The sequence below is a fragment of the Tumebacillus lipolyticus genome (assembly GCF_042682745.1).
Lineage (GTDB): Bacteria > Bacillota > Bacilli > Tumebacillales > Tumebacillaceae > Tumebacillus_A > Tumebacillus_A lipolyticus.
Genome location: NZ_JBHUIO010000006.1, coordinates 86,247 through 100,275 on the forward strand (window position 1 = coordinate 86,247; position 14,029 = coordinate 100,275).

The window sequence follows — 14,029 nt, forward strand, 5'->3', positions numbered from 1 at the left end:
TCACCGCCGGCCAACAGCTGGCGAACGCTCTGCAGATCTTCCAACCTCGCCTCGACCATCTGATGGAACAGCGCGGTGGTCAGGAAGATCGTCGTGACCTGATGCTCTCGCAGCACGCGGCCCAGCTCGATCAAGGAGGGCAGCTGCGTCGGGAAGATCACCAGGCGGGCGCCGTTTAACAGGCTGCCCCAGATCTCAAACGTCGAAGCGTCAAAGGCGACCGGCGCAAACTGCAGGAACACCTCGTCAGGTGAGAAGTTCACATAGTTGGTCGCTTTGACCAGTCGAACAACACCGCGATGCGGCACGCAGACTCCTTTCGGCTTGCCGGTCGAGCCGGACGTGTAGATCACGTAGGCGAGGCGATCAAGATCTGTCGCACAGAGCGGCGTTTCCTCGCTCTCCGCCGCGATCAGCGCCGCCTCTCGATCGGTGCAGATGAGCTGCGCTTGGTGGGCCGGCAGCTTTTCTGCCTGTTCTGCGGTGGTCACCAGCACTTGCAGGCCGGTGTCCTCCAAGATGTAGGCGATGCGCTCTGCCGGATAGTTCGGGTCGATCGGCACGTAGGTGCCGCCCGCTTTGAGAATCGCCAGCAGGCTGACGATCATCCCGAGCGACCGCTCGGTGGTGATGCCGACGAACGTCTCCGCTCCGACACCGCGCTTTTGCAGATGGTGCGCGAGCTGGTTGGCGCGGGCGTTCAGTTCACGATAGGTCAGTTGCTCGCCCTGATAGACGACCGCCACCGCGTCGGGCGTGCGCTCCGCCTGTTCGCTGAACAGGCGATCGATGCACACTTCCGGGTAGGGCGTCGACGCGTCGTTCCATTCGACCAGCAGCTGTTGCTTCTCCGGCGCGGTCAGCATCGGCAAATCGGCGACCGTTTGATCTTTCACCGTGAGCATCTGTTCGATCAGCGTGCGCAGATGGCCGAGCAGCGCACCGATCGTCCCATCCGCATAGAGCTGGCGGTCATAGTTGACCTTGAGCGTCAGTTCCTGACCGGGCAGTGCGACCACAGTCAGCGGATAGTTGGTCATCTCGACCGCGCTGACATCGCTGACCGCAAGCCCTGCGACTTGGCCAGACAGCGCCTCATCGATCGGGTAGTTCTCAAAGACCAAGATCGAGTCGAACAGATTGGTGCCGCGCGGAACATCGCTCCATTCCTGCACGCTGACCAGCGGCGTGTGTTCGAACTCACGCACTTCCACCTGTTGCGCCTGCAGTTCCTTTAAGAAGGTCAGCAGCGGCGTATCGGCGGTGAACGTCGCTCGCATCGGCAGTGTGTTGATAAACAGGCCGACCATCGTCTCCACCCCTGCCAGTTGGGCGGGGCGGCCGGAGACGGTCGTGCCGAACACCACATCGTCCCCACCGCTGTAGCGGGCGAGCAGGATCGCCCACGCGCCCTGCACCAGCGTGCTCAGCGTCAGTTGATGCTGGCGGGCCAACACTTGCAAGGATGCTGTAGCTTCTGCAGGCAAAGCGATCTGCTGCTCCGCATATTTTTCTTCCTCCGCCGGAAGCGAACCGCGCGCCCGCTCGACGCCGAGCGATGTGGGAGTGTCAAACCCGGCGAGCTTGTTGCGCCAATGTTGCTCCGCGAGCTCCAGACTTTGGGATTGCAGCCAGGCGATGTAGTCGCGATACGGTCGCGAACCGCCCAGTTGAGCCACCGTTCCGCTCACCTGCTGGTCGTACAGCGCGAACACCTCTTTGAACAGCAGCGGCAGCGACCAGCCGTCGAGCAGCAGGTGGTGCATCGTCCAGACCAGACGGTGCACGCCCTCCTCCAGCTTGATCAGCACGAGGCGCATCAGCGGCGCTTCCTGCAGGTCAAACCCGCGCTTGCTGTCCGCCTGCAAAAATTGGACAAAGCGCTCCGTCTGCTCCTCTGCCGAAAGCTGTTGCCAATCGAGCGTCGTGATCGCCATCTTGACGTCGCGCCTGACCACTTGCAACATGTCGCGATCCCCCTGCCAGTAGAAGGAGGTGCGCAAGATCGCATGGCGCTCGACCACCTGTTGCCACGCCCGCTCCAGCGCCTCCCGATCCAGCTGACCGCGCAGATCCAGCTTGACCTGCGTCACGTAGACGCCAGAGTCGGGGGAGATCAGACTGTGATACAGCATCCCCTGTTGAACGTGTGACAGCGCATAGAGCTGTTCGAATTCGCGAGACGAAACTGAGCGGTCTGCGAGCGAGGCGATCACCCCGTCCAACTCCGCCTGGTTCAAGTTCGCCTGCGGGAAATCGGATGGCGTAAAGCCGCCCGCCTCAGGCGTTTGGCAGTGTTCGATCAGCTCCCGCAACGAGTGGAGGAAGGAGGAGGCGACTTTTTCGATCGTCTCCGCGCGATGTTGATTGGCGCTATAGGTCCAAGTCAGGCGCAGCTGCCCTTCTTGCACCCCGCCATTGATCTCCAGCAGGTAGTTGCGCGCATTGCGCCCGCTCTGCATCGAGCCGCTGGAAACTTGCGACAGCGCAAAGAGCGACGACCCTGCAAACGACTGGTCGAACTGCCCGAGGTAGTTGAACAGCACTTCCGGGTGCGCCAGACCTGCCGCCTCGCCGAGCAGAGGGCGAGCGGGGCTTGAGTAGCGCAACAGCCCATAGTCGAACCCGCGGTTGGGAATCGTCCGCAACAGCTCTTTGATCTCCTTGATCTTCTGCCCGAGATCGCCCCGTTCGCTCACTTGCAGATGAACCGGGTAAAGCGAAGTAAACCATCCGACCGTGCGCGACACATCCGCATCGCCGAGCAAATCTTCCCGTCCATGCCCTTCCAGCGCGAGCAGCAGCGAGCGTTCCCCCGTCCAATCGGCAAACGATTGGACGAGCGCAGTCAGCAGCAGATCGTTGATCTGCGTGCGATACGCCTTAGGCGCTTCCTGCAGCAATGCATCCGTTTCCTCGACGCTGAGCGAGATGGTCACTTCGCGGCTCGATGCCACATCGTTCGCACCCGCTGAAAAATCGGTCGGCAGCGGGCGTACGTCCGCCTGATGCACCTGCTCCCAATGATCGAGCGACAGCATCGCGCCTGCTGACAGCGCGTATTCCTCAAGGCGAGCTGACCAAGCTTGCAGCGATGTGGTCTTCGGCGGAAGCTGGAGCTCCATGTCGGCCGTCCGCTGGCGGTACGCCGTCTCCAAATCTTCCAGCAGAATGCGCCACGAGACGCCGTCCACCACCAAGTGATGGATGACCAACAGCAGGCGATCGGCAATCCCCTCGCCCATGCGGAAGTGGGCAAACTGCACCAATCGGCCTTCGGTCAAGCTTAGCGATGCCTGCAATCGCTCCGCCTCCGCCGCAAAGGATCGCTCCTGCTCAGCTGCGGGCAGGTCGGACAGATCGAAGCTGTGGAGCGGTGCGTCTGCACCTCCCGCCTCGTTCAACTGCTCGACACCCTGCTCCCCGCGCAGATAGCGCATCCGCAGCGCGTCATGGTGGAGGATCAGCTGCGAGAGCGCCGCCTGCATCGCGCCGAGATCGATCGCTTCCTGCAGGTCGAGCGTCAGCGCTTGGTTGTAGTGGTGGGCATCGACCAGCTCTTGCTCGAAAAACCACCGTTGCACAGGTGTCAGGCCGACCGGGCCTGTGACCATCCCCTGATCGATCGTCGTTGCGGACGCGGTGCTCGCCACCTCAGCGAGCTCGGCGATCGTCTGATGTTGAAACAGATCTTTGGGCGTCAGATGAATGCCCTGCTGGTTGGCGCGGTTGATGATCTGAATGCTCAAGATCGAGTCGCCGCCCAGCTCGAAGAAATTGTCGTACACGCCCACTCGCTCCACCCGCAACAGGTTCGACCAGATCTCAGCCAGCGCGCGCTCCACCTCGTTGCGCGGCGCGATATGATCGCCGCCGAGCTCTGCGCGCACCTGATCGGGCGCGGGAAGCGCCCGCACATCTGTCTTCCCGTTGGCGGTCAGCGGAATCGACTCCATCCAAACAAAGGCGGATGGAACCATGTAGTCGGGCACCTGCACTTTCAAGTGATCGCGCAAGGCGCTGACCTCCGGCCGCCCCTCTGCCGCATCGGCGACCAGATAGGCCACCAGGCGCTTGTCGCCCGCTCGATCCGCGCGCGCGACGACGACGCACTCCCGCACCAGCGGGTGGGCGTTCAACACCGACTCGATCTCGCCGAGCTCGATCCGGAATCCGCGAATTTTCACTTGGCTGTCGATCCGCCCGCCATACTCCAGCTCACCGCTTGGCAAGCGGCGGGCGAGATCACCCGTCCTATACAGCAAAGCTCCCTCCCGCTCGGCAAACCGATCGGGCAAGAAGCGCTCCGCCGTCAGTTCGGGGCGGTTGAGATAGCCGCGCGCAACGCCTGCGCCGCCGACGTACATCTCGCCCATCACGCCGATCGGCACCGGCTGGAAGCTCTGATCCAGCACGTAGACTTGCAGGTCGGGGATCGGGATTCCGATCACGCTGCCCGCACCCCTTTGCGCATCTTCCAAAGTGATCGGACGGTAGGTGACATGCACGGTCGTCTCGGTGATGCCGTACATGTTGACCAGTTGCGGCTGCCGATCCCCGTGGCGCTCAAACCACGGGAGCAGGCTGCTCAATTCGAGCGCCTCCCCGCCGAAGATCACGTAGCGAAGCGACAGCTCCGCCCTCTCCTCCTTGCTCACGTCGACGCTGATCAGCTGACGGAAGGCGGAAGGCGTCTGGTTCAAAACGGTCACTCGCTCTTGGAGCAGCAAGTCATAGTACGCCTCTGGTGAACGGCTGACCCAATACGGCACGACGACCAGCTTGCCGCCGTAGAACAGGGCACCCCAGATCTCCCAGACCGAAAAGTCGAACGCAAACGAGTGGAAGAGCGTCCACACATCCTGCTGATCGAACGAGTACCAAGCATCTGTCGCATCGAACAGACGCCCCACATTGGCGTGCGGGATCGGAACCCCTTTCGGTTTGCCGGTCGAACCGGACGTATAGATCACATAGGCCAGATCGTCTGGCGTCACGTCGCTCTGCAGATCGGCATCCGATTCGTCAGCCAACTCGCCGCGATCGAGGCAGACGACCTCCGCGCGGTGGGCAGGCAAGGAGTCGAGATGAAGCTCCTGCGTGACCAGCACTGCGATCTGCGAATCCTCCAGCATGAAGGCGAGCCGATCCTGCGGGTAAGTCGGGTCGAGCGGCAGATAGGCCCCGCCCGCCTTCAGGATGCCGAGCAATCCGACGATCATCTCTGCCGAGCGCTCCAGGCAGATGCCGACCAGTTGATTTTTGCGGACGCCCAGCGATTGCAGGCGGTGTGCCAGACGGTTGGCGCGCAAATTCAGCTCGCGATAGGTCAGCTCCTGCCCCTCGTAGGAGACGGCGATCGCATCTGGCGTGCGCATCGCCTGACGCTCCACGCGCTGGTGAATGCACAGCTCCTGCGGGAAGGTGGCGGTCAGCTCATTCCCCGCCGTAAGCAGCTCTTGCCGCTCCCGCTCGGTCAGCATCTGCAGTTCGCCGATCGGACGCGACAGCCCGATCGACACGCTTTCCAACAGGGTGAGCAGATGGCCGATCATCTGAGCGACCATCACATCTTCAAAGCGCTGGCAGTCGTAGCTCGCTTTGAGCGTCAGCCGCTCGCCAGGCAGCGCGGTCACCGTCAACGGATAGTTGGTCATCTCCACAGAGGAGACATCGGTGACCTCAAGCCCTTCGACGCCGCCAGACAGCGCTTCGTCGATCGGGTAGTTTTCAAAGACGAGAATCGAGTCGAACAGGTTGACGCCGCGCGGCAGATCGCTCCACTCTTGCACGCTGAGCAGCGGAGTCTGTTCGAACTCGCGCATCTCCAGCTGCTGCGCCTGCATCTCCTGCAAGAGCGAGAGCACAGGCGCATCTGGCGCGATCTGCGCCCTGACCGGCAGCGTGTTGATGAACAGCCCGACCATCGAATCGACAGCTGCCAAGTCGCCTGCGCGACCGGAGAGGGTGGTGCCGAACACCACGTCCGCCTCCCCGCTGTAGCGGGACAGCAGGATCGACCAAGCGCCCTGTACCAGCGTGTTCATCGTCAGCTGATGCTGTCTGGCGAGCGCAGTCAAAGAAGCGGTCGCCCGCTCCGAAAGCGCCAGCTCCTGCTCCGCATATTTCGTTTCGCCTGCCAGAGACGAGCTGCGCGTCTTCTCCGCACCGAGCGGCGTGGGCGCAGCAAACCCGGCGAGGCGTTGTTGCCAATAGCTTTTCGCAGCGGTGAGATCCTGCTTCTGCAACCAGGCGATATAGTCGCGATACTGTCTGACAGCTGGAAGCTCCGCCTCCCGCCCCTGCGCATAGGCGTTATACAGGGCGAACGACTCCTGCAACAGCAACGGCAAAGACCAACCGTCGAGCAGCAGGTGATGGAACGTCCAGACCAGTCGATAGGCGTTCTCTTGCAGTCTGATCAGCGTCAGGCGCATCAGCGGTGCCTCGTGCAGTTCAAACCCGCGGTCGCTGTCCTCCTGCAAAAATGCGCGCATGCGCTCCGCTCGCTCAAGCGGTGTCACCGATTGCCAATCGAGTTCAGCAAACGGAAGCTGTGGCTTGCGCGAAACGATCTGGAGCAGATTGCTCGTCCCCTGCCAATAGAAGCGGGTGCGCAAGATCGTGTGGCGATCCAGCAAGCTCTCCCAGGCGCGCTTCAGAGCGGGCCCGTCAACCGCCCCGCGGAGCTCCAGATTCACCTGCGTCACATACATGCCAGATTGTGTGGCGACCAGACTGTGGTAGAGCATCCCTTGTTGGACGGACGACAGCTCATACATCTGCTCGATCTCTGCTCGCGGCAGAGCGCGATCAGCCAGCTCGGCGATCATCTGGTCGAGCTGTTCCTGCGTCAGCTGCGCCTCCGGGAAATCGGACGGTGTAAATCCGCCCGCTTCGGATGACAGGCAATGGGCGAGCACATCGCGCAGCCTCTCCAGAGTCGAATCGGCCAGCGCTTCGATCGTCCGCTCCTGATGCAGATCGGCGCTGTACGTCCAGACGAGTTGCAGTTGCCCATCCGCCACGAAGCTGTCGATTTCCAGCAGATGCTTCCTTTTGTTCCGACCGCTTTGGATGAAACTGTACTCCTCTGGCGCGAGGGCGAACAGCGGGGATTCCACAAAGCGCTGACCAAGATGGCGATACGCCACTTCCGGTCGAGCGGATGGTTGCCCGCTTTCGCTCAGACCTGCTGTCGCTGCCCGCCCGTCAAGCGACAGGACTCTGCCGCTGCGGCGATTTGCCTGCGAGCGAACCGCCTCTTTGACCCCTTTGATCATCTGGCTGAGCGAGTCGCTCTCGCCTGCGTGCAGCAGCACCGGATCGGAGCTGCTCAACCAGCCGACGGTGCGGGAGAGGTCAAGATCGGTCGAGCTCGCATTTCGCTGATCTCGCTCCAGCTCGATCAGAAGTGCATCTTCCCCCGTCCAGTTGGCGAACGACCTGACCAGCGCGCTCAACAGCAGTTCTTCAAGCGTTGTGCGGTACGCTTGCGGAGCTGCTTGCAGCAGTGCTCCCGTCTCCTCTGCGCTCAGCTTCACCGCGATCTGACGGCTGGATGCCACCATGTTCTCTCCGGCGGGCAGATCGGTCGGCAGGCGTTTCGCAATCAGCTCCGCCCCCGGCGCTCGGTCAAGCGCAGCAGGCAGCTCCTCTGCCGATGCGAACTGAGCCATGCGCTCCGACCACGCTTGGAAAGAAGCGGTCTTCTCCGGCAGCCCGATCGCTTCTCCCGCCGCACGCATGCGGTAGGCAGCTTCCAGATCGCTGAGCAAAATCTGCCAAGAGGCGCTGTCGATGATCAGCTGGTGTGCGACGATCAGCAGTCGACCTGCTCGCTCAGCACCAAAATCGGCGAGCAAAAAGCGCACCAGCGGTGCTTCGGCGAGGTTGAAGGACGCTTGAAGGCGCTCCGCTTCGGCGAGGAAGACCGCCTCCTGTTCGGACGCTTCCAGCTCAGACAGGTTGAGCGCGACCAGCGGCACCTCTGCGGGCAGATCGGCAGTCACCTGTCGCCAGCCCGTCTCGCTCTGCAGATAGTGCATCCGCAGCGCATCATGATGCATCAGCAGGTGTGCGATCGCCTCGCGCAGCACGCTCACCTCGACCTTCTCCTTCAGCGTGAGCCACACCGCTCGGTTCGCATGATGAACATCTGCCGCCTGTTGCTGCAGAAACTGCTGTTGGCTCGGGGACAGCAAGGTCACACCTGTCACCAGCCCCCGGTCTGCGATCCGCTCTGCCACAACGCTTGCCACCGCCGAAAGTTCGGCGATCGTCTGATGCTTGAACAGATCTTTCGGCTGCAAGCGGATGCCGAGCTGGTTGGCGCGGTTGATGATCTGAATGCTCAGGATCGAATCACCGCCCAGCTCGAAGAAATTATCCTCGATGCCCACGCGCTGAAGCTTCAGCGAGCTCGCCCACACGTCTGCCAGCACCTGCTCCACCTCGGTGCGCGGTGCCACATAGACGCCGCTTGCGCCCAGCTGCGAACGGTCTGGCGCCGGCAATGCCCGGCGATCGATCTTGCCGTTTGGCGTCAGCGGCATCGCCTCCAACACCACGAAGGCGGAAGGCACCATAAAATCGGGCAAACTCTCGCGCAAAAAGCTCCGCCATTCACCCGCTTCCGGCACAGGTGAAACTGCAGCCACCAGATAGGCGACCATGCGCTGTTCCCCAGGAGCGACTTCGCGCACCACCACGGCCGCCTCACGCACCGCCTGATGCTGTCCCAGCCGCGCCTCGATCTCACCCAATTCCACGCGGTTGCCGTTGATCTTCACCTGGTTGTCGATCCGGCCGATATAGTCGAGCGTGCCGTCTGCCAGCCAGCGCACCGCATCTCCGGTGCGATACAATCGACCTGCTCCGGCAAACGGATGGGCGAGGAAGCGCTCCTCTGTCAGCTCCGGCCGATTCAGATAGCCGCCGGCCACCCCGGCGCCGCCGATGTACAGCTCCCCCGCCACGCCGATCGGCACAGGCTGCAGGTGGCGATCCAACACGTACGCCTGATAGTTGGCGATCGGTCGGCCGATCTTGATCTGCCTGTCCTGGCGATCCACCTCATGCGTCGTCGCCCAGACGGTCGCTTCGGTCGGGCCGTACATGTTGATCAGGCGAGTGCTCGGCAGCGCTTCCAGCAACCGCTCGGCCAGCGGCTGCGGCAGTGCTTCCCCGCCGAGCATCAGGACGCGCAACGAGCCGAGCGCCTGCAGCGCCGCTCCGTTCTGCGCGATCATCGTCATCAGCGAAGGCGTGCACTGCATCAGCGTGACCGCATGGCGGACGGCCAGCGCTTGCAAGGAGTGATCGCTGGCCAGATCGGCATGATCGCCCGACGATACGGTCGATCTGATCTTCTCCTCCTCCGAGAGCAAGACCACCTTGCCGCCCCGCGTCAACGTCCAGAAGATCTCCAAGACGGCGATGTCGAAGCTGATGCTGGTTACCGCGAGCATCGCATCGCCAGCAACGCATCCCACTCGCTCGTCCATGCCGACGAAGAAGTTGACCACGTTGCGATGCGTCAGCAACACGCCCTTCGGCAAGCCGGTCGAGCCGGACGTATAGATCACATAGGCGAGATCGTCTGGCGTTGCCGCACTGCGCACAACTGCCTCGCTCGCCATCTCCAAAGAAGCCCCGCGCACAGTCAGGCAGACCGTTTCGGGCAGGGTGCCCACAAGCTCCGCGCCCACCTGCTCCTCGTCGACGAGCAGAACGGAGAGCTTCGCATCTTGGATCATAAACGCAAGCCGGTCTTGCGGATAGGAAGGGTCGAGCGGCACATAAGCGCCACCCGCTTTGAAGATCGCCAGCAGCCCGACGACCATCTCCAGACTGCGCTCCATGCAGAGGCCGACCAACGCGTTCGGGCCAACCCCGTGCTGCTGCAGAAGATGCGCCAGCCGATCGACGCGTCTGCTCAGCTCGCCAAACGTCAGCTCGCTGTCCTCAAACACGAGGGCGATCGCATCTGGCGTGCGCTCGACCTGCGCTTCGAACTGCTGATGAACGCATGCTTCTGCTTCGACGCCCGCCCCTGCCTTGTTCCACTCGATCAGCAGTCGCTGGCGCTCGACCTCGGTCAGCATCGCAAGCTCTGCCACCTGTTGCTGACAGTCTTGAACGACGCTCTCGACCAGCGTTTCAAAATGGGCGATCATCCGCTCCACCGTCTCGGGCAAGAAGAGCGCCGTGTTGAACTCCATGCGGCCCGCAAACGCATCTTCGACCTCGGCGATCGTAAGCGCGAGGTCAAACTGAACGAACTCCTGCGCAAGCGGGAGCGAGGTGAGTGACATGTCCCCGATCTGCAGCTGTACGCCAGGCTCCCCGAGCGCAAACCCTGCCATTCCGGCATGGGCCAAATGGGACTGCTGATAGGTGAACATCGCTTGAAACAGCGGTGGATAGCTCAGATCGCGCTTGGGCTGCAAGCGATCAACCAGCAGGGAGAACGGATACTCCTGATGCTCAAGCGCGCCGATCACCGTCGCCCGCACCTGCTGCAGAAACTCGGCGAACGTCAGCGGCGCAGAAAAATCTGCTCTTTGGACGACCGGATTCACATAGTACCCGATCACGCCCGCATCTTTCCCGCTGGTTCTTCCGGTGGTCGGCGAGCCGACCAGAATGTCCTCCTGACCGGAGTAGCGATGCAGCAGCACTTGGAAGACGGCCAGAAACACCATGTGCAGCGTGACGCCCATCTCCTTCGCCAACCGCTTGAGCGATGGCGCCAAAGCGCTCGGCAAGGCGAACGAGCGCGAAGAACCGCGCGAAGTCTGCACAGGTGGACGGGGATGGTCTGTCGGCAGATCTAAGCGGGGCAGCTCGCCGCCCAGCTGTTGCTCCCAATAGGCAAAAAGCTCTGCGCCGCGCTTCCCGGCCAAGCGCTCCACCTGTTCCCGCACATGATCAGCATACGCGCGACGAGGCGCGGCGAAAGACAGCGTTTCGCTTCGCTTTGCCGCCTGATAATAGGCTTGCAACTCCTGCACCAGCACGCTGAGCGACCAGAAATCGACGATCAGATGGTGCGCATTGAACAGCAGCACATGCTCTCGTTCGGAGCGCTTGAACAGGTGGATGCGCATCGGCGCACCCGACTCCAGATCGAACGGGGCGATCGCCTCCGCCTGCAAGCGCTCGCGCAGCGCTTCCTCGCTCCAAGCGGTCGCGTCAAACCATTCCAGATGCGCAGACGCCTCCTCGCGCACCACCTGAATCGGCAGGCCGTCCTGCATGGAAAAGTTGGCGCGCAGGAGCGGATGGCGATTCACCAGCTCGTCGAGCGCGCTGCTAAACGCGCGCAGATCGAGATCGACCACTCGCGCAGCGCGCGCGATGTTGTACGCCGCGCTGTCCGGGTCGAGGCGATGCAAAAACCACAGCGCCTGCTGACCGTGCGACAGCGAAGAGATCGGACTGGCGACAGACAGGTGCTCCGACGAAGCGGGCGACGCCTCGCTCACATCTGCCCCGTCCAGCTGCACACAAGCGTCCCGCACCAGCTCGGCGATGCTCGGACCGGCCAAGAAATCGGCGAACGGCAACACCACGCCGAACGAGTCTTCCAATTCCTGCTTCAGCTCGACAGCCATCAGCGAATCGAGCCCCAGCGCATGCAGCGACTGCTCAGCGCTCACCTGCGTCGGTGCGAGGCGAAGCACGCGCGCCGCATGTCCGATCAGGTACGCTTCCAATGCTGCCTGACGCCGCTCAGGATCGAGGGCGAGCAGGTGCTCCCGCTTCAACTCCAAAGCTTCCTCTCCGAGCGAAGTCTCTGCGGATGCTGCGCTCGCCACCTCCGCCTGAGCGTCGAGCAGATCGCTGAACAGCACATCGAGCGTCCCCTCCACGAAGCGATTGCGGCAAGCATGTCGCTGTACCTTCCCCGACGAGGTTTTCGGGATGCTAACCGGCTTGAGCAGCACCACCGCATACACTTGGAGCTGATGCTCCTCCGAAACGGCCTGGCGAACGGCGGTCGCCACCTCGGCGAGGTTGGCGCGACGGTGCGTGCGTTCGATCTCCTGCACCACGACCAGGCGCTCTTCCCCCTCCACTTCGACCGAAAAAGCTGCCCCGTTGCTGTTTTTCACCGCAACATGGCTCTCTTGGACGGTAAACTCAACATCTTGCGGGTAATAGTTGCGCCCGCGAATGATGATCAGGTCTTTGAGCCGCCCGGTGACATACAGCTCGCCTTCCTGTACAAATCCCAGATCTCCAGTGCGCAAGAAAGACGCCTCTCCCGAATCGGCGATGCGTGCCTGAAACACTTCCTGCGTCTGTTCCGCACGATTCCAGTACCCTTGTGCCACGCTCGGGCCGGACACCCAGATCTCCCCGACCTCACCCAGTCCGCGCTCCTGCGCGGTCTGCGGATCGACGATGACGATCTGCTGCTCCATCTGGGACAGCCGACCGCTGGAAACGAGCGTGCGGTCGCCTTCCTTGAAATCAGCCACTTCCAGCGCTCTGTTTTCGGTCAGCGAAGCGCCATCGAACTGGCGAACGATCGGCAGTTCCGCCTTTGCGCCGCCGGAGACGAACAGAGTGCCTTCTGCGAGGCCATAGCAGGGATAGAACGCTTCCTTGCGAAAGCCGCACGGAGCAAAATAGTCGGCAAATCGCTCCAGCGTCTCGGCGCGGACAGGCTCCGCTCCGGTGAAGGCGACCTCCCAACCGCTCAAGTCGAGCGTATCGCGCTGCTCCGGCGTGATCTTTTGCAGACAGAGGTCGTACGCAAAGTTCGGCCCGCCGCTGACTGTCGCTTTCAAGCGCGAGATCGTCTCAAGCCAGCGGAACGGACGCTGGATAAAATCGACCGGAGCCATCAGCGTGACCGGATATCCGGTGAACAACGGCTGCAAGATCCCCCCGATCAGCCCCATGTCATGATAGGGCGGCAACCAGATCACACAGCGGCTCTCCGGGCTCGTACCGAAAGATCGCTCGATCAGGCCGAGGTTGTTCAACAGGTTTCCATGTGTGAGCATGACGCCCTTGGGCAGGGCGGTCGAGCCAGATGTATACTGCAGAAAGGCGAGCGCTTGGCTATCGATCGCAGGCGGTGCCCACGCATCGACCAGCTGATCGGACGCTCGGTCGAGCACCATCCACTCCAGCGAGCGCAGGCTGGGTGAATCTGCAAATCGCGCCTCGACGCTCGCGAGGATCGAATCGGTGGTCAGCGCAAGCGTCGCGTCCGAATCGGAGACGATCGCCTGCAGGCGACCCAAATGACCGTTTGCGCGCGGCGGGTAAGCGGGCACCGGTACCAGACCCGCATACAGACAAGCGAAAAAAGCTCGGATGTAATCGAGCCCCGGCGGATAGAGCAACAGGGCGCGCTCACCGAGCGCTCGATGTCGAAAGCGCATCGCAAGCCCCCGTGCATCTCGATCCAATTGACCATAGGTGAGACGCTCCTCCGAGCCATCTTCTAACAAAAAGGTGAATGCAACCCGGTCTGCCATCCGATCGGCTCTCCCTCGCAGGAGATCGACCAATGTAGAAAACGAACGTGCCATCGTCATCGCCTTCCTTCATAAATTGTAAATGAATTGATAATCATCAATCGCATTTCAATCGTGAGATTTGGATAGTTCTTGAATTAAATTATTTTTCTCACATCTATTGAGATTGTAACTTATAATTAGTTCCACTAGGAAGAGCTTCGTTCGATTTTTCGTTTAAAATATCTAACTTTTTCGCATATAACGCTGATTCTATCCATTTTAATAAAGGTAATTATATATAATGAATAAAATATACCGATGCTTTGCTACTGCGCTTCTTCCCACCAAAAAAGCCTTTGCTCAGATGAATGAGCAAAGGCTAGTCTGATCACAAACGCGATCGATCGGTTACACGAAGCGGTTCTCACTTAAATAGATCGCGCCAGCCGAAATTGGCAGGGGTGTTCTCCCCGTTCTAAATCGTTCTTGATCGCTTGGTCGCAAGCTGTCTAAGAAACGATGTAAGCAAAACGATCATCGCTTGCAAG

At 61.4% G+C, this 14,029-nt stretch carries 1 pseudogene (running past one end of the window); it reads right to left on the bottom strand.

From position 1 onward, the window contains the following. Positions 1–13,559: pseudogene (locus tag ACFSOY_RS11940) on the bottom strand (non-ribosomal peptide synthase/polyketide synthase) (its annotated part extends 19,498 nt beyond the left edge of the window); the annotation flags it as partial. Positions 13,560–14,029: the final 470 nt, after the last annotated feature.